The organism is Oceanobacillus sp. NCCP-135 (assembly GCF_059698015.1).
The window spans coordinates 18,512-35,935 of sequence record NZ_BAAKSZ010000025.1; the positions used below are offsets into that span (position 1 = coordinate 18,512).

General features: G+C 36.1%; 16 protein-coding genes and 1 pseudogene. 9 read left to right on the top strand and 8 right to left on the bottom strand.

Annotated features, from left to right (window positions below):
- The first annotated feature begins 6 nt into the window (after positions 1 to 6).
- From AC6HVZ_RS15465 to AC6HVZ_RS15480, 4 genes are all read left to right on the top strand, one after another.
- A complete protein-coding gene (locus tag AC6HVZ_RS15465; RefSeq protein ID WP_497559079.1) occupies positions 7 to 864 on the top strand; it encodes a carbohydrate ABC transporter permease in 858 nt (285 codons plus the stop codon).
- Between the two features lie 17 nt (positions 865 to 881).
- On the top strand, positions 882 to 1,514 hold the full coding sequence (locus tag AC6HVZ_RS15470) for a YesL family protein (RefSeq protein WP_497559080.1): 633 nt from the start codon (positions 882 to 884) through the stop codon (positions 1,512 to 1,514).
- Between the two features lie 427 nt (positions 1,515 to 1,941).
- Positions 1,942 to 2,439: a helix-turn-helix domain-containing protein gene (locus tag AC6HVZ_RS15475; RefSeq protein ID WP_497559081.1), complete on the top strand. Its 498-nt coding sequence runs from the start codon at positions 1,942 to 1,944 to the stop codon at positions 2,437 to 2,439.
- Positions 2,440 to 2,462: 23 nt separating this feature from the next.
- Entirely contained in the window at positions 2,463 to 3,197 is a 735-nt protein-coding gene (locus AC6HVZ_RS15480; protein ID WP_497559082.1) for a transposase, read from the top strand.
- Between the two features lie 305 nt (positions 3,198 to 3,502).
- Here AC6HVZ_RS15480 and AC6HVZ_RS15485 read toward each other — a convergent pair whose 3' ends face one another.
- Genes AC6HVZ_RS15485 through AC6HVZ_RS15495 form a run of 3 tightly spaced genes read right to left on the bottom strand, consistent with a single transcriptional unit; the run spans position 3,503 to position 6,696 of the window.
- Positions 3,503 to 4,669: a carbohydrate kinase family protein gene (locus tag AC6HVZ_RS15485; RefSeq protein ID WP_497559083.1), complete on the bottom strand. Its 1,167-nt coding sequence runs from the start codon at positions 4,667 to 4,669 to the stop codon at positions 3,503 to 3,505.
- A gap of 38 nt (positions 4,670 to 4,707) precedes the next feature.
- Positions 4,708 to 5,856, bottom strand: a complete 1,149-nt coding sequence (locus AC6HVZ_RS15490; RefSeq protein WP_497559084.1) for a Gfo/Idh/MocA family protein — start codon at positions 5,854 to 5,856, stop codon at positions 4,708 to 4,710.
- Between the two features lie 3 nt (positions 5,857 to 5,859).
- Positions 5,860 to 6,696 carry a class I fructose-bisphosphate aldolase gene (locus AC6HVZ_RS15495; RefSeq protein WP_497559085.1) on the bottom strand — a complete coding sequence of 279 codons (837 nt, stop codon included), beginning with the start codon at positions 6,694 to 6,696 and terminating at the stop codon, positions 5,860 to 5,862.
- Between the two features lie 244 nt (positions 6,697 to 6,940).
- Between AC6HVZ_RS15495 and tnpA the strand changes: the two are divergent.
- Positions 6,941 to 7,264 (top strand): annotated as a pseudogene (tnpA, locus tag AC6HVZ_RS15500) (IS200/IS605 family transposase).
- A 214-nt stretch (positions 7,265 to 7,478) separates the two neighbouring features.
- Here tnpA and AC6HVZ_RS15505 read toward each other — a convergent pair.
- Complete coding sequence (locus AC6HVZ_RS15505) at positions 7,479 to 8,234, bottom strand: DeoR/GlpR family DNA-binding transcription regulator (RefSeq protein ID WP_497559086.1); 756 nt, start codon at positions 8,232 to 8,234, stop codon at positions 7,479 to 7,481.
- Between the two features lie 1,327 nt (positions 8,235 to 9,561).
- On the opposite strand from AC6HVZ_RS15505, the gene AC6HVZ_RS15510 reads away from it, so the two are divergent.
- Both AC6HVZ_RS15510 and AC6HVZ_RS15515 read left to right on the top strand, forming a co-directional pair.
- The gene (locus tag AC6HVZ_RS15510) at positions 9,562 to 10,668 is read left to right on the top strand and encodes a GntR family transcriptional regulator (protein WP_497559087.1); all 1,107 of its coding nucleotides are present in this window, start codon (positions 9,562 to 9,564) and stop codon (positions 10,666 to 10,668) included.
- A gap of 391 nt (positions 10,669 to 11,059) precedes the next feature.
- Positions 11,060 to 12,247 (top strand): sn-glycerol-1-phosphate dehydrogenase, encoded by a 1,188-nt coding sequence (locus tag AC6HVZ_RS15515; protein WP_497559088.1) that lies wholly within the window; start codon positions 11,060 to 11,062, stop codon positions 12,245 to 12,247.
- Between the two features lie 280 nt (positions 12,248 to 12,527).
- Here the strand turns inward: AC6HVZ_RS15515 and AC6HVZ_RS15520 are convergent, their stop codons facing one another.
- Entirely contained in the window at positions 12,528 to 12,674 is a 147-nt protein-coding gene (locus AC6HVZ_RS15520) for a hypothetical protein (RefSeq protein ID WP_497559089.1), read from the bottom strand.
- 3 nt (positions 12,675 to 12,677) lie between these two features.
- Entirely contained in the window at positions 12,678 to 12,827 is a 150-nt protein-coding gene (locus AC6HVZ_RS15525) for a hypothetical protein (RefSeq protein WP_497559090.1), read from the bottom strand.
- 253 nt (positions 12,828 to 13,080) lie between these two features.
- Between AC6HVZ_RS15525 and AC6HVZ_RS15530 the strand changes: the two genes are divergently transcribed.
- Positions 13,081 to 14,034 (top strand): DMT family transporter, encoded by a 954-nt coding sequence (locus tag AC6HVZ_RS15530; RefSeq protein WP_497559091.1) that lies wholly within the window; start codon positions 13,081 to 13,083, stop codon positions 14,032 to 14,034.
- A gap of 373 nt (positions 14,035 to 14,407) precedes the next feature.
- On the opposite strand, the gene AC6HVZ_RS15535 is transcribed toward AC6HVZ_RS15530, so the two are convergent.
- Complete coding sequence (locus AC6HVZ_RS15535) at positions 14,408 to 14,803, bottom strand: hypothetical protein (RefSeq protein WP_497559092.1); 396 nt, start codon at positions 14,801 to 14,803, stop codon at positions 14,408 to 14,410.
- Between the two features lie 308 nt (positions 14,804 to 15,111).
- Here AC6HVZ_RS15535 and AC6HVZ_RS15540 point away from each other — a divergent pair, with 308 nt between their 5' ends.
- Entirely contained in the window at positions 15,112 to 16,278 is a 1,167-nt protein-coding gene (locus AC6HVZ_RS15540; protein WP_497559093.1) for an ROK family transcriptional regulator, read from the top strand.
- 97 nt (positions 16,279 to 16,375) lie between these two features.
- On the opposite strand, the gene AC6HVZ_RS15545 is transcribed toward AC6HVZ_RS15540, so the two are convergent.
- Positions 16,376 to 17,413 carry an aldose epimerase family protein gene (locus AC6HVZ_RS15545; protein WP_497559094.1) on the bottom strand — a complete coding sequence of 346 codons (1,038 nt, stop codon included), beginning with the start codon at positions 17,411 to 17,413 and terminating at the stop codon, positions 16,376 to 16,378.
- Positions 17,414 to 17,424: the final 11 nt, after the last annotated feature.

Below are 17,424 nucleotides of genomic sequence, written 5' to 3' on the forward strand. Positions count from 1 at the left end.
TAATATATGAAAGAATTAAATTCATCTTATTATAAACTTAAGAAATGGTCTAGCGATAGAATTCATTGGATTCCGCTATTCGTATTACTGATTTGGACATGTTTGCCGTTGGTATGGGCGTTTTCTGCTTCTTTTAAGGAGACTACTGAAATATATAAAACACCTCCTACATTAATACCTGAAAATTTCAGTCTAGATAATTATATTAGGGTGTTTGAATATCCTAATTTTTGGACTTACCTATTTAATAGTGCCTTTTTAGCTGTAACTTCTACAATTCTAGCTGTTATTATAAGTGTATTGGCAGGATACGCATTTGCTCGTTATGCCTTTAAGTTCAGACATATTTTGTTATTAATTATATTAATACCCAGAATAATCCCAAGAGCTAGTTTGATTGTGCCGTTATTTTCAGGTCTTTCTTTGGTTGGATTAATAGATACATACTTGTCATTAATCTTAACTTATACGGCAACAGCAGTTCCTTTGGCTACATGGATACTAGCCGGATTCTTTAAGGTTATTCCAAAATCACTAGAAGAGGCTGCGGCAATTGATGGTGCAAGGCCGTGGCAGACTCTTTTATATGTAGTTGTTCCGGTTGCGATGCCTGCTATAGTTACAGTAAGTATTTTGTCGATGCGGGAAGCTTGGAACGAATTTCCTTTTGTACTTGCATTTACAACTTCACAGGAAATGCGGACTTTGCCTTATCAATTGTTTATGTTACGAGATAGTATGGGAATTCAGGACTGGCCAATGGTACTAGCCTTTACAATAGTTACAATACTACCACTATTGGTTTTATATTTAATTTTTGAGAAAAAGGTTATGAATAGTATACTGAGTGGAGCGGTGAAGTAGGATGAGTTGTGTTTAGTATGAATGGAATAACAGGATTAATTTATCAGTTTACTTTATGGGTTGCTCGCTTGGCATATTTAAATGTATTGTGTTTGTTTTTCATATTTCTAGGAGGAATTATTTTTGGTTTTTTTCCGTCAGTGACAGCATCATTTTCTATTACGCGAAATTGGTGCCAAGGAAAATCGTTCCCCATAGCTAAAAAGTTTATAGAAGAATACAAGAAGGATTTTAAACAAGCAAATATACTTGGATTTACAATCATACCTAGTTATTTACTTTTAAATTTAGGAATTGTATCCTTCTTTGTAACAGAAATAAATAATAATATTGGATTAATATTATTATTTTCAATAGTAAACTTAATTACAACTATATATGTTTTTTATTTATTTCCTGTATTCGTTCATTATAATATTCAATTAAAAGAAGTGTACAAGTATACAATGTTAATAGCATTTTCTACTCCAATGACTGCTTTTTTATTATTTTTAGTAGTAGGAGTTCAATATTATCTGATGATCGTTAGTGGTTTTTTTATTTTCTTTTTCTTAAGTTTACCTATTATAATAATAATGTTTTTTGCTTATTATACATTTCAAAAAGTATCAGAAAAGCAACAGCGAAGTAAAAGATCTTTATCTCAATAAGAAATTCACTTAAGATTTAAATCCTGAAAACCCGCTGTTTATAACGATGTGATTTATATTTGGTAGCTACCTTCGTATAGGCTGACAAATCAATATTTATCTACAATGGTGCTTTTTATTTTGCAATCTTTTTCTTCGTTATACTTTTTAAAGTATAACGAGGAAAAAATTAAAAAAAGAATCCCTTTAACAGTTGGTGCAAATGAGGTTCATGAAGTTTTCAACGTCACAGATTCCGGTAATGCAGGTTATATATATTAACCTGGTTTCGGCTTGAAGGTACAAGAATCCTGTCATAATGGGATCCCTAGTGCACGTTGTCCGAAATAAATAATCAGGTGGCATGAATCAATTAAAATAATGCTGGACATAGTCCCCTCGACCCATTATGATAGAGGTAAACACTATATCGAAAGAGGGAACGACCATGCCTAAACCAGTAGCCGTAGCGATAGAACTGAGCGAAAAAGAACAGGATATACTTGAATCCCTGTCGAAGGGATCACATACGCCCTTACATTTAAAACAACGTGCAACGATTATTCTCGAAGCATCAGCAGGAAGGGCCAATTCAGAAATTGCACGGAACCTTGGATTTAATCGTAACACTGTAAAAAAGTGGCGGATTCGCTATGATCAGGCTACTACGGAAATTACGCAACGTGAAAAGAATTTTCCACGGGAGCTCCGTGGTTTGATTGAATCCGTTATTCAGGATGATTACCGTCCCGGAGCACCGGCAACGTTCTCAAATGAAGTGGTCGCACAAATCATCTCCATGTCCCTGCAATCACCATCTGACTATGGAGTAGAAGGAAGTCACTGGACCCCATCGGAATTGGCACGACAAGCAGTTAAAAATGGCATAGTTGACAGCATATCGCCACGCTCCGTGACGCGTTTTTTAAAAATGGGGCAAATTTAAAGCTTGATCAATACAAAGGCTGGTTGCTTCCAAAGATTGATGACCCGGAACAGTTTAAACAACAAGTGGAAGAAGTATGCGACATCTATAAAAATGCTGAGCAATTGGAAGAACAGGGTATCCACGTCTATTCAACGGATGAAAAGACAGGCATCCAGGCACTTGAGCACGGTCATGAAAAAGGATCGGTGAAGCCTGGTCAACCAGAACGAATTGAGCAAGAATACCATCGTCGTGGAACTTCGGGTTTGATTGCGTCCCGATCGGTTACAGACGGGAAAATTGTAGCACCGATGATTCAACCAACTAGAACTGAAACAGACTTTGTACAGCATTTACGTGATGTCGTTGCCCTTGACCCTTTAGCAGGCTATCGCTTTGTCATGGATAATTTGAATACTCACATGTCCGAATCCCTGGTGCGGTTCGTCATCGAACAAGAAGATCTTGATATCGATACGGAGACCCTTGGTGTAAAAGGCAAAACAGGCATTCTCAAAAACAAGACGACACGTGCCGCATTTCTTTCTGATTGTTCACACCGCATTCAAATCATTTATACACCGAAGCATACGTCTTGGCTCAATCAGATTGAGTGCTGGTTTAGTGTTTTGACTCGACGCCTATTAAATAAGCGTTCCAGTTTTCGTTCTGTTAAACAACTCGAAGAAAAACTATGCGCATGGATCGCTTATTACAATGAAAATTTAGCAAAGGCATATAACTGGAAATTTGATGGGAAATTGCTTCAAATCTAATAAAAAGGGCAAGGGAGTAATGACTACGTATTTACGACAACGTGCACTAGTAGATTTCCACAAGTGTAAACTCTAAAAAAACCTTTTAAATTAATAAAAAATCGCCAGCCAAAACCTTGATTTAATAGGGTTTTAGCTGGCGATTTGGTTTTGAAAGAGGTACTTGTCATGAGTTCTGTTATAGTAAAAAAATGGATGTTTACTACCTTTGCTTGATTATCTTTCTTTTTCATCGAAAAAGCAGAGAATAATAATCAGAAAATTTCGGATTCAGTAATTGCAGTAAGAATTCCTGTAGCAATAGCTTATGTAGTTTTCTCGTTTGAGTACAAGTTACAAACTTTAGGTAAGACCGGCGGATTTTTAGCCAAAAATGACTCTATCTCAGACCATTTAGGAATTCCGCTAACTGCATCTGGAACTTGAACATTAAACGCTCCTACTGCGACGGCACTTTTTACTACATCTTCTGGTGTAAGCCCTTTTATTAATCCTCCTAGAAAGCCTGCAATTGTGCAATCTCCTGCTCCTGTTGTTCCTTTTACATTCACTTTAAAGCAAGGTATTACAAGTTCTCGTTTTCTCCACTGACCAATATCACCATACACAAATAGGTTCATTTCTCTTAATCTCTGTTCATCATCGGTTGTACGTAAGTAAAGTCCATTTTCACCCAATTTTATCACTACCATAGCCGTTCCCTTAGCAAGCAACTCATCAGATATTTGGGTTAGAATACCAGTATTTATTGCACCCTCTATTCCCTTTTCATTTACTTGTTGAGAAAATTTATTGTCAAATGCAGAATCTAACATATATATAATTTCCTCAAAGCTAGGTAAAAAGATATCTACATAGGGGAGTGTGTGATCCAAGATAGTTGACCAATCTACTTGTCCTGCTTCTGTACCTGGATCCGGTTGTGCCATATCTAATGATGTTGTAATCCTTTTATTTTTAATTCTTCTAAAAATTTCTTTTAGCTGATTCCCTTGATTTTGATACATGTGATACATTAATGGAGGATATCCAAAGTGAAATAATTTAGCATGATCAATTTGTTCGTCAGAAATATCGTTTGCTACAAAAGTATTATTTGCTCCCGGACAATGCAGGAATATACGATCTTTATTTGGTGGACTGACAACGATTGAATAAGAGCTTTCTTCACCTTTTCCTACAATCATCCCTCTAGATAAACTTTGTCCGTTGTCCTCTAACAGCTTGCGTATGATTTCTCCAAATATATCATCTCCGATTTTCCCCATCAATGCTGTAGAAAAGCCTAAACGATGTAAAGCAATACCAGTATTTGATACTGCTCCACCTGTTGACATCAAGGCTTTTCCAACTTCAACTAATTTCCCTGGCTGTAGGATCGTACTAATGTTAACTGATTGATTGTTAATCACTGGAATAATATCTAAACAAATATGACCCGCAACAACAATGTCTGAATATTCTTTGTCCACTATGCACCTTCCTTTCTCTACTTTGTATAATGTAGATTTTATAGGATAATAGTTTCTCCTTTTTTATGAGATTCAAGTGCAGCAGTAAATAGTTGATGACTTTGATTTGCTTCTTGAGGATTCGCACAATAAAATGGCTGTTGCATTCGATCTTTACCATTGATTAATTCATCACAAAAAGCCGCCCACATTTGTAAAATGGAATCTGAAAATCCGAATTCGAAAATCCCGCCCGTAATTGTTTTATATGCGGAAGCATATGGAACATCTTCTACATGCCATGCCTGTGGCTCACCAACTTGATATGGTAGATAGGCAATTTGTTTTGGGTTTTTCGATGAGAATTCTGCTGAGAATTCTGTCCCATTGATACGTAAAAACCATGTATTCGCATGACCTGGTGCAATCCGTTTCATTGAAAGCACCATCGGAAATTGTTGATCTGCAGTTTCTACTTCACAAGACAATATAGCATTATCCCACGTATTGCACGGAACAATATTTCCTTTTCCATCTGGACGCTCCTTAATCACATTTTGCAATAATGAACGAATGTTTTTTGGATACCAACCAAACCGTAACGGCATATGTACAACGTGCATACCAAGATCTCCCATACATCCATATTCGCCATTAGTTTCAATTCGTCTTTTCCAATTAATAGACTTTTCTGCATTCAAATCACTAGAATGCCATAAACCAGCTTCTACATCAATAATTTTTCCAAATTTACTTTCTTGAATCCATTTTCCTAATTGATAAGCGCCCGGATAAAATGGAAATTCAGATGAACATCTAACAATTACTTCTGGATTCTTATCAATTACCTGTAATATAGAATCATTTGCGGTTAGGTCAATCCCAAATGGTTTTTCACCTAATAAATGTTTTCCAGCTTCAATAATATCTACATAGATCGATTCATGTAAGTTATGTGGAACAGCACAATAAATCGCATCAATATCTTCCCTATCTAACAAAGCATGGTAATCAGTTGTTTTAAATTGAACACTTTCTATACGATCCCCAAACCAGGTCATCATTTTTGGGTTTACATCACAAACCCCAATAATTCTCGGTTCAAAGTTTATATCCTCCAAATGACACCATCTAGCTACAACACTAGCAAACTCTCGGCCCATTAATCCGCATCCGATGACGCCAAAGCGTATCTCTTGTTTTCCCATTAGTTACACCCCCTTTAATATTTTAAGCGCTTGTTGAACATCCACATCATGGTGGACAATATCCATTAGAGCATTCGTCATATTATTTGGACTATCATGTTGGATTACATTTCGTCCATATACAATTCCAGATGCTCCTTGTTCTATTAATGTTTTTGTGCGCTCTAATACTTCTTGATCTGAAACTCTTCCCCCCCCTCTTGTCAAAACAGGAATTCCAGATGCAGCTTCAACTACTTTATGATATTCAGTTACATCGTCACATGGATCTGCTTTAATAATATCAGCTCCTAATTCTACCGCTTGTCGCACAAGAGGTACAATCTTAGTAATATCACCATCAACCATATACCCACCACTTGTTTCATTATTTTGCATCACTAGTGGTTCAATCATCAATGGCATACCACATTTTTCACATTCTGCCTTAAGCTTGGCAGCATTTTTAATACATTGATGGTAAACTTCTGGTTGATTAGGAATTAAGAAAAGATTGACTACTATACAAGCAGCATCTAATCTTATCGCTTGTTGAACAGGTTCATTAATTAGCTCACTATATAAATGTTTAGGGAGTTCCTTCCCATAAACATTTGCAATATCGGTACGTAATACGAGTGATGGCTTTTGTTTACCTGGTATTGCTTGCAAAATTTTTGCTTGACCAGGGCTTAACTGAATAGCATCTGGGTTTGCCGCTACAATCGTATGTATAGCTTCCTCCATGTTTTCTATCCCTTTTAGAAATGAATATTCGTTGAAAAATCCGTGGTCAATCGCTACATCAAAACATTTACCTTGATCACTAAAAAGACGATTCATTCTTGGTTCTACTGACATTTTACCACCTCTACTTTGTTATATTAAAACACTATATGTTTTAATATAACATATTATTATCATGGTTTCCCGTGTTTGTCAATAAAAATCAGAAAATTAAATTTCTGATTACGATAAATAGGTTAATAAACTGGCTTCTGGAGTTTGACTTACAAATACGTGGTCTAACTCCACCGTCTTTGCACGGTATCAGCTTTTAGCCTTATCTTTATTTGTCCATACTTGTAGTGTGAGGTGAAAGAGTATGGATGGTTATGGAAAAAGAAGTCATGCGGTGTATGATATCAAATATCACGTAATTTGGGTTACAAAGTACAGATATAAGATATTACGAGGTCAAATAGCAATATGAACAAGGGAATTAATTAGGCAAGGATGAGAAGCTAGAAAGAACACAATTTTGCAAGGAAGTATTGGCAAAGACCATATCCATTTATTGCTATCATGTCCACCAAGTAAAGTTTTGCAATACTTAAAAGGTAGATCATCAAGATTATTGCAGGATGAATTACCAGACCTCAAAAAACGATACTGGAGACAGCATTTATGGGTGCGTGGCTATTTTTGAGCCACAGTCGGTACTGTGACGGACGAGATGATAAGAAATTATATAGCAAATCAATTCAATGAAGGTAAGGATGAAATATTCAGGATTGAAGAATGAGTTTAGTCAAAATTTGAGTATGCTTAAACATAGGGGCTTAGAGCAGGACTTCAGCCTGAAAAGCTACTTTAGTCGCCGACATTTATGTCCAAATCCACCTGCTTCAGCAGGTGGTCTTTTAAGTAATCATAATTTCTACATTATGCTCTTTACATAATTGTTTAATTCTTACTTCGGGTTGGCTATCTGTAATAAGTCGGTTAATTTGATGAAAATTGGCAAAGGAACTTAATGAATCTTTGCCAATTTTGCTATTGTCTAACACAATATTAACCTCTCTAGATTTTTTAATAACTAATCGTTTAATATCTGCTTCAAAGATATTTGAATTGCTAAAACCATGATCAACTGTTAGTCCTGTAGCTCCTATAAATATACGATCAAAAGCCATCTCGGATAAGTTTTTCTCAACATCGGGGCCAATCAAGGACATTGTTTCCTCACGAAGTGACCCGCCGGTCATATTCACTGGTATATGCTTTTCAGCTAATTCAGCAGCTATATTTAAACCATTTGTTACAATAGTTATATCCTTATGGGAGGGTAATGCTCGAATTACTTCTAATGTAGTCGTTCCCCCATCGATAAAAATAGCTTCCCTATCCTGGATTAAATTGGCAGCAACAGCTCCTATTTTTCTCTTTTCTTCTAGGTATTGAGATGCCCTATCGCGAATAGACACATCATTCCCTACTGGTATGGCACCACCAAGGGTCCGACGAATATGACCTATTTTTTCTAATTTTTCTAAGTCGCGACGGATAGTCATTTGTGATACAGGGAACCAATTACTTAAATCAGCAATTTTCACTTCACCCAACTCTAATACCCTTTTTTTAATTTCAATTTGTCGATCGTTAAGTTTTTTATTCAAATAAATCATCCCTTTATTAATGTACTTATTTATCAAGTAATGTTAATTTAAAATATATTATTATGTTTTAAATTAACATTACTATACTATAATAATGTAATTTTTTATAGTTTAAACTAACATCTATCTTATAATATTTGTTAATAAATTATAAAACTGTAATAGGGTATATAAATTTGAAGTTAATTGCTGGATTGGCAGCTCTGAGGGGTAAATTTAACTATAGGTTACCGGAAGTGTCATACACACTAATTAATTAACTGAATATTACTAAAATATTACTCTTCGTTTTGAGCCGAAAAAGCAACCAATTTCAGAGTTGATTTTTTTGAAAAATTTACACAAATATTTTTTTTGCTTCCCATCACATCCTTTGCTATACTTTTATTACTAGGTAAACCTAACTTGCATTGGTTTTACCATCTTAATCATGTCCTCGTCTATTAGAATTTTTCTTTGAAATGACTCTAACAGATCCGAGGATATTTTATTGCTGTTTTTTTGATGGATTTTAATAGCTTTGTTCCTTTTTGGAAGAGCTAGAATAATATATCTGCTATTTGTGTTAAAATATAATGATTTTTCTTGGCCGTATAATTTTGACTATTGATATGCTCGATGTGATAACGCACGTTTTTTTGTTATTAAACCCTTCGTTTTCAATTTTCCATCTTCTTCTCCCTGCATTGAAGATATTCTTTACAGTGCGCTTAGAAATTTTTGATGTTGGTAATAAACATGAAATGCTTCTTGCTTCCATCCGTTTCATCAAGTTCACATTCCATTACATTTAATTTTTTTCATTGTATTCTATATCGTTTACCCATCGAATGTCATCCAGTTTATTATCTTTTTCTATCTTTTTTAAGGTGTCAAATTCATCTGTAATGCTTTGTATACAGCCTTCTTTAAAACGTAGCATGTATGCCCAACCGTTTTCTCTTCGATTTTTTCATCTTTATATTCCCTAGGTAAGCAGTGTTCACAATGTTTTTCAGCAAAACTGTATAGTTCTGTACGACTGACAATGACTCCCCAATATTTATCTTTTATCCGATATTTTTCAACGGATCCTTTCTTTAAATAAAAATTCGTTTCCCTTTGTATAAACGTTATATTCTAAGCTATTTTCTGAACCTTGGTAGGAGATAAATGTGTTCCAATTCTTTCGTAAACATGCTAATGGTTAATCGGCTAATGTTTTTATATCACATTCTATCGTAAATATATTAGAAAATTTATCATCCTTCTTACAATCATTTACAGAAACTGCTATAATATAACTTATACGAACAAGTTTAGAATTAAATAAAAGCAGAGGTGTAACATGAAGACGAAACATAGCATCGTACGAGAGTTTATAAAATCAAAAATACTGGATGGCACTTATATAGTAAATCAAAAAATCGGATCAGAAAGTGAATTAATGGAACAGTTTAGTGTTAGTCGTCACACCGTACGTCTTGCCATTGGTGATCTGGTAAATCAGGGGTGGCTTTATCGTAAACAAGGAGCAGGGACTTATTGTGCGGAAAGAAAAGAAACCGGCTCAGGTAACAATAATCAGAAAACCATTGCGATAATTACTACGTATATCTCAGATTATATTTTCCCATCCATCATTCGGGGAGCTGAATCCTATTTAAGTAAAAACGATTACCAGGTAAGTATTTACAGTACTGATAATAATCATGAAAGTGAGAAGCAAATTTTAGAGAAAATACTAACATATCATGTTGATGGAGTTATTATTGAACCAACAAAGAGTTCAATATCAAATCCAAATATTAACTATTATTTAAACCTGGAAAAGTCGAATATACCGTATATTATGATCAATGCTTATTATGATGAATTGGAACCGCTTAGCATCACGATTAATGATGAAAAAGGTGGATTTTTGCAAACAGAGCATCTTATTGAAGAGGGACATAAGAATATACTTGGCTTTTTTAAAACAGATGATTTACAGGGGACAAGGCGAATGAAAGGTTTTTTAAAGGCACATCGGGCTCATCAAGTAACAATTAACCCAAGTAATATCATCACATATCATACACAGGAAAAAATGAGCAAGCCACAGGAAGAATTAGAGAAAACCTTGTTACAATCAAAGGAAGAATGGCCAACTGCTATTGTTTGCTACAATGATGAGCTTGCCATGTTATTGTTACAAGTGCTGCGCAGGAAAAATGTTAATGTTCCAGAGGATATTTCGTTAATTGGATATGATGATTCTGTTTTATCCAGAGTATCTGAGGTAAAGTTAACTACGATTAAACATCCACAGAGTAAAATGGGCGAGGCTGCAGCTAAAATGATGTTGGATTTGCTTAATAGTAAAAACGTTTCCCAGTCAGCAAATAAAGCAATGGAATCAATAGTGTATGAGCCACAATTAGTAATTAGAAATTCAACAAAGGATCGCAAGTAATATGTAAAATATTAATTAAAAAATATGCAGGAGAGGTGAAAATGGACTTTCTTTCCCCATAGATGCAACGCTCTTTGAAAATAAAGGGAAACATTATATTGTATTGGCACAAAGAGTAGAAAATAATACCGTATCCAATCTTTATATTGCTGAAATGGAAACCCTCTGACAATTAAGTCAAAACAGATTGTACTCTCAACTCCGGATTTGTCATGGGAACAGAGGATATTATGTAAATGAAGGTGCTGTGGCTGTTTTGTCCAATTTAGGGCAAAGTTAGCCTATAAAACTTGTCCCCATCCAGAAGGGGCAAAATGGTAGGGATTATATCTTGCGTATTTAGCCGGTTGAATTTTTCATTGGCTTTCTTTTTTCAGGAAGGGTGGAATAAATGAAAATATCAGAAGAAATATATCAGTTAGCAGAAGAACTTGGTGTAAAGCAAAAAGTATTACCAGAGATCAAGGTTGAAAATGGTGTCTTGAAAGAGGTATTACCATATGTAGTTGGAAAAAGCTTTAAAACACTCACTTTGGTTGTGGATGATCATACCTATGAAGCAGCTGGAGGTCAATTAGAAAAACTGCTCATGCAAGGTGGCATTCAGGTCAATACTGTTTTCCTTCAGGCAAACAAGCATCAACAAGTCATTGCGGATGAAGCATCCATTGTTCAATTGTTAGTAGAAACCCCGACTAACACGAATGCTTTAATAGCCATTGGTACTGGTACGATCCACGATATTACACGTTTCTGTGGAAGTAAAATGAATATCCCTTTTATATCTGTGCCAACTGCAGCATCTGTGGATGGCTTTACATCAAAAGGAGCACCACTCATTCTCCGAGGCATGAAAAAAACAATCCAGACTGTATCACCTATTGCTGTATTTGCTGATATAGATATTTTAAAAGCCGCACCACAGGAAATGACAGCCGCTGGATTTGGAGATATTCTCGCTAAATATACCTCATTAGTGGATTGGAAGATTTCAGAACTGATAGGAGATGAACCATATTATTCGCTTGCTGCGAACATGACTAGAAAGTCTTTAGTAACATGTGTTGAAAATGTAGTAAAAATAGCAAATGCTGATGATGAAGGAATAACAATTCTTATTCACTCATTGATAGAATCAGGTTTAGTAATGCTGTTATTAGACTTTTCAAGACCAGCATCTGGTGCGGAACATCATTTATCCCATTATTGGGAAATGGATTTACTGCAAAAAGACGCGAAACAAATACTTCACGGAGCTAAAGTAGGAGTGGCAACTGCGATTATAGCTGATTTATATAAAGAAAAGTTAAAAGACATACCTATGGACGATGAGAAATATGGAAAGAAATTAGAGGAAAATTTGAGCTATATTATAGACATGATTGATAATATTCCGGACCCAGAAGAAATAAGAAGTCTTCTTAGAATGGTTGGTGGATCATCTACAGTTAAAGAATTAGGTGTAGAAGAGCAATTAGTTATTAAAAGCATTAATGAAGCATTTCAATTGCGAGATAGATGTACTGGTTTACTATTGTTGAACCATTTTAAAAATGAGAATTTGGTTTATCCTTTGTAAAATAATAATAAGTTGAAAGATATTATCAGCTCGACAATTTATGGAAACTCCATTTATTACCTTTTTGTGGCAATTACATGATTCTATGGGCTGATTATGTACCATTAAGGAATGCATCTTCCTCTTACATTTCAGGACATCTTCCAGTGTCTCTGGTTCAGATTGATTGGCTTCGTAAATTTACTAGAAATGGGAAAGAAAAGTGGGGCAACTTGTGTGACAGAGCCAAGTAACAGTGCAGATATTGAGATGAGTTTAGTCGTAAGTGTGTATGCATGGACTATCTCACTTCTCTCACTGTTATGACGGCTGAATAATTCGTAATCCAGCACTCTATCAAATCATTTTCTTTTAACAACCCCAAACTCACCGCAGCATTTATCTTCTCATCATCCGGCATTTTTACGATTTTTATAAGATCACTCATTTTCTATTCTCCCAATCTATTAACAGTCACTTCATCATTGAATTTCTCACTTCTGCGTATTTGTTTCTGGAGTTTGTAGCCTCCATTCGTAATTTCTCCTATTGTATTGCTACCCATTCCACTATTAAAATAAGTACGAAAAGGTTTCTTCAAATGATGCTTTTCCTGTTCAAACTTTTATCTTTCTATTTTAATCTCCGTATTTAAGTTCATGTCAACAGTTAGTAAATTACCATTGTTGATCATCCTTTTACCCTCCCCGAAAAACAGCTTGTTAATTAACCCATTTAACTCCACTAAGCCAAAAGGAAGATTACTACGATAGAAATATGCTATTATAGATAAGGCTTAAATGATGAAATTACACTGTATCTACTTGAAAAATGCAACATAGGAGATGACATACTTGGATCGATTTTTTAAAAAGAAATGGCTTGTGGTAGGGATTGCTTTATTTTGCTCCGTGCTATGGGGCAGTGCTTTTCCGGTATTAAAGGTAAGCTATGAGGAAATACAAATGGCGCAGGATGATACCATTGCAAAACTAGTATTTGCTGGCATGCGGTTTCTGTTAGCGGGGTTAATTATTTTGATCGGGTTATTCCTTTTTAATAGAAGACATCTGTTTGTAACGAAGAGACAATTCCTGTTTCTTATTATTCTAGGAATTATTCAAACAGGCTTACAGTACTACTTTTTCTATAATGGGCTTGCAAACGTGTCTGGGATGCAAGGGGCAATTTTATCTTCAAGTGGTATATTTATTACGGTAGTATTGGCCCATTTTTTCTATGCAAACGACCGGATGAATGCGAGAAAAACTTTTGGGTTAGCTGCTGGTTTTATTGGAATAATTGTCGCTAATTGGGGGCAGGAGCTGCAACTAAGTTTCCAGTTAACTGGTGAAGGATATATGATATTAGCTGCGCTGACCAGTGCCATCGCAACAATTATGGCAAAGGAATTGGCGGTTGGGATCCATCCATTTGCGATAACGGGGTGGCAGCTGACAATCGGGGCTGGGCTCATGCTGATTATTGGTGTGCCACAGCTAAGTGAGAATGCAATGACATTTACTCCACTGGGCTGGGGACTGTTTATTTATTCGGCACTACTATCAGCTGCTGCATTTGGCCTTTGGTATTCGCTATTGAAATTTAATAAGGCTGGTGAAATAACATTGTACAAATTTATTACACCGGTTTCGGGGGCGATATTGTCAGCGATGTTTATCCCTGGTGAAAAATTGAATTTGTTTATTTTTGGTGCATTGGTGCTGGTAGCGTTTGGAATCATTGCGGTTAATTATAAAGGAAGGATGAAAAAAATACCGGTACAGAAGGGGGAAAGTGATAACTAATAGTTTATTGAGTGTGGGCTGTTGGTGTGGGGGTTGATGGGTGAATCCGATCATTATAATAATGTCGGTCGTTGTATTTATTCTTCTTAACAGCTTGCTCGTTTATTGCAATAGCTGTACTAACACTGATCCGTTACGATTGTTGTCATCTAGGCAAAAAAGTAACCGCTGTATGTGGTTACTTCTTTTAAAACTTTGATAATTACCGTTGTAACTGTAGCACCTATGATTTTATTATTATAAAAAATGGTTCAATCAGATTTTGCGGGGAAGGTTGGATCAGTTGGTTTATTCGAAAGCGGTATAATGTGTATTTAAAGAAATAACCCTAATAATTTCCCCGTACTTTGTGAAAGATTATAAAAAATATACTTCACGTCACTTCCTTCACCGATATAGCTGAAGAATAACTCCTTACCCTGCATCCTTCTAAATCTACTTCGCGCAGCAGTCCTAAATCAACCGCTGCATTTATTTTCACATCATCTGGCTTTTTCACGACTGTAATAAGATCATTCAGTTTCAATTCTTCCAATCTACTAACCGTCACTTCATCATTGAATTTTTCGCTTTTACGTATCTGCCTCTGTAGTTTATAACCCCCATTGATGATTTCTCCCTTCGTGTTGACACCCACTTGATTATCAAAATAAGCATGAAATAGCTTTTTCAGATGGTTCATTTCCTGTTCAATTTCTTTTTTCTTTTTATGAAGCTCATAGTATCTGTTTAGCATTTCACCGGTTAGTAATGAGTCGTTGCTGACCATCCAATTCCCTCCTTGTAAAAGGCTTGTTATTGAATCATATTTAAAAGTGAGAGAGTTTATTACAGGTAAATGGGTTCTTGTCCAAATTATTTAAGTAAATGTGGGAAAAATTGCCTAGTTTTATATAAACAAGTAGGGAGGTATAGAGTTTCCCACCTTATTAGGAAGCTTTTGAGATAAAGAAATCGGATATTTCACTGATTTCTACCAATCTGACCTATGGCTCTTGCTTCTAAGTAGATACGCCATTATTTTTTAATTAACTTAATTTACTATGTTATAATAATAGTAAAAACGGAGGTTCACCCATGCAGCGTGGTACATTTCAATTAATGAAATCAGTGAATAAATCAATCATTTTAAATAAAATCCGAACGTCAGAACCAATTTCCAGAGCACAAATTGCAAAAGAAACAAAACTTACCCCGCCAACGGTGAGCAGTCTTGTGAAGGAATTGATCGAGCAGGGGGTAGTGAAAGAGAGTGATCTTGGTGTTTCCAAGGGTGGCAGAAAACCAACGATGCTGCTGATCAATCGTACTGCCTTTTACGTAATTGGCGTAGATGCTGGGCCAGAAACGGTTGCGTGTGTTCTCACGGATTTATCCGGGGAGATCATCGAGCGAGCTGAAAGCAAGTTAATCAATCCGATAACGAACGATCAGTTTATCACTGTTTTAAAGGAAAACGTACATCGTATTTTACAAACGTCAAAACTGCATTCGGACAAAATTCTTGGGATTGGGGTGGCGATGCATGGGGTTGTAGATGTGGAAACAGGTACCTCGCTTGTAGCTCCAAATCTGAACTTGAGAAATATTCCTATTAAGCAAGTGCTTGAGGAGGAATTTAACTTAATTGTTAAGGTTGAAAATGATGCCAGAGCAATGGCGCTAGGTGAATCATGGTTTGGTGGACATGACGATGTAGATAGTATGGTGGCTGTCAATATTGGGCGGGGGGTTGGATCGGGGGTTGTTATAAATAAAAAGTTGTACCATGGTGCACAGGATATTGCTGGCGAAATTGGTCATATGACAATTGATATCAATGGTGAGGTTTGTGAATGTGGCAATCGTGGTTGCTTGCAAACCTTTGCGAGTGGGGCGGCTATTGCTGAGCGGGCAAGTAAAAAGATAGGGGGCATCTCCGCAACACGAACTGGTGAAGAAGTATACAAGCTGGCTGAAGCTGGCAATGAATCCTATATGAACATACTTGAAGAGACGGGAATGATCATCGGCATTGGTTTAACAAATTTGATTCATCTGCTTAACCCAAGGAAGATCGTTCTAGGTGGCGGGGTGATGAAGAGTGAAAAATTCATCCTGCCAAAAATCAAACAAACGATTGATCAACGTGTACTGACACCAGAGGCCAGGGAAACAGTAGTAACCGTTTCAAAGCTTGGTGGGGATGCAACGTTGCTCGGTGCAGTGTCACTGTTATTGGTGGAGTTGTTTGATCCGGTTTAAAAATAATTTAAAAAGAGGATAGTCCCTCGTTGCATAAAGGTGTTGGGGACTGTCCTCTTTATTCATCATTTCCCGGGAAATATCGGCAACATTCTTGTTATATTTCCACTCCAAATGAAAATATTGTCTGTTTCTTATACTGGTTTCCCGCTTGTAAAATCACACTTGGAAAGCCTGTATGATGCAATGATGCTGGTGAGCTTTGCGTTTCAAAGCAAACACCCAGGTATTTTTTTGAATAACCTTCTTTCAATTCCATTCTATCTTCCAATGTGCCGGAAGTATACATCACCATTCCAGGTTGATCTGTTTTAATGGTAAGTGTGCGCCCGGAAGTAGCATCACTAACAGCAACAGCATTCTCCTTCTCACCAGCAAAAATAAAATAATGATCATACCCATTGCCAGCAACTTTATTTTGTTCGGAGTCATCTTTGAATCCATCACTCAGCGGTCGACCATCACGAAAGTCAAAGGAAGTACCAGCAACATTCTTCAATTTTTCAGTCGGAATAAGCTCCTCATCAAGTTCGACAAATTGTTCACTATCCAATGTTACATGATGCTGATCAATTGTGTTTTTTAAATCGCCATTTAAATTAAAATAAGTATGATTCGTTAAAGTCAATGGAGTTGTCTGATCACTGGTTGCCGAGTAATCAATTATAAATTGGTTATTATTATTCAGTGTGTAGGTGACGGCAACATTCACATTGCCAGGATATCCACCTTCGCCATCTGGACTTTTGTGAGTCAGCTTTAATCCAACTGTGTCATCGGTTTGAAATGGTTCTACATTCCATATGACCTGATGGAATCCGGTTGATCCTCCATGAAGATGATTATTTCCATCGTTTTTTTCTAATGTGTATGTTTGCCCATCAATTGTGAATGAGCCTCCCTGAATTCTTCCAGCAACCCGGCCGATTAAAGCACCGAAATAATTTGGATTAGCTTCATAGTCTGCAAAATTTTTAAAACCAATCACAATGTTTTCCATCTTCTCGTTTCGATCGGGGATGCGCATTTCTGTAATGATTCCACCATAATTCAGTATTTTGATCGTCATGCCATGGTTATTTACCAAAGTGAATTCTGTCCATTTTCCTAAGATATCTGTTGTTTCTATTTGCATTGATTTTGCCA

Bases quoted from the DNA above. Each gene is read 5' to 3' on its own strand.
- AC6HVZ_RS15465 (WP_497559079.1), top strand. From the start codon at position 7: ATGAAAGAATTAAATTCATCTTATTATAAACTTAAGAAATGGTCTAGC.
- AC6HVZ_RS15470 (WP_497559080.1), top strand. From the start codon at position 882: ATGAATGGAATAACAGGATTAATTTATCAGTTTACTTTATGGGTTGCT.
- AC6HVZ_RS15475 (WP_497559081.1), top strand. From the start codon at position 1,942: ATGCCTAAACCAGTAGCCGTAGCGATAGAACTGAGCGAAAAAGAACAG.
- AC6HVZ_RS15490 (WP_497559084.1), bottom strand. From the start codon at position 5,856: ATGGGAAAACAAGAGATACGCTTTGGCGTCATCGGATGCGGATTAATG.
- AC6HVZ_RS15495 (WP_497559085.1), bottom strand. From the start codon at position 6,696: ATGTCAGTAGAACCAAGAATGAATCGTCTTTTTAGTGATCAAGGTAAA.
- AC6HVZ_RS15510 (WP_497559087.1), top strand. From the start codon at position 9,562: ATGAAGACGAAACATAGCATCGTACGAGAGTTTATAAAATCAAAAATA.
- AC6HVZ_RS15515 (WP_497559088.1), top strand. From the start codon at position 11,060: ATGAAAATATCAGAAGAAATATATCAGTTAGCAGAAGAACTTGGTGTA.
- AC6HVZ_RS15520 (WP_497559089.1), bottom strand. From the start codon at position 12,674: ATGAGTGATCTTATAAAAATCGTAAAAATGCCGGATGATGAGAAGATA.
- AC6HVZ_RS15535 (WP_497559092.1), bottom strand. From the start codon at position 14,803: ATGGTCAGCAACGACTCATTACTAACCGGTGAAATGCTAAACAGATAC.
- AC6HVZ_RS15540 (WP_497559093.1), top strand. From the start codon at position 15,112: ATGCAGCGTGGTACATTTCAATTAATGAAATCAGTGAATAAATCAATC.
- AC6HVZ_RS15545 (WP_497559094.1), bottom strand. From the start codon at position 17,413: ATGCAAATAGAAACAACAGATATCTTAGGAAAATGGACAGAATTCACT.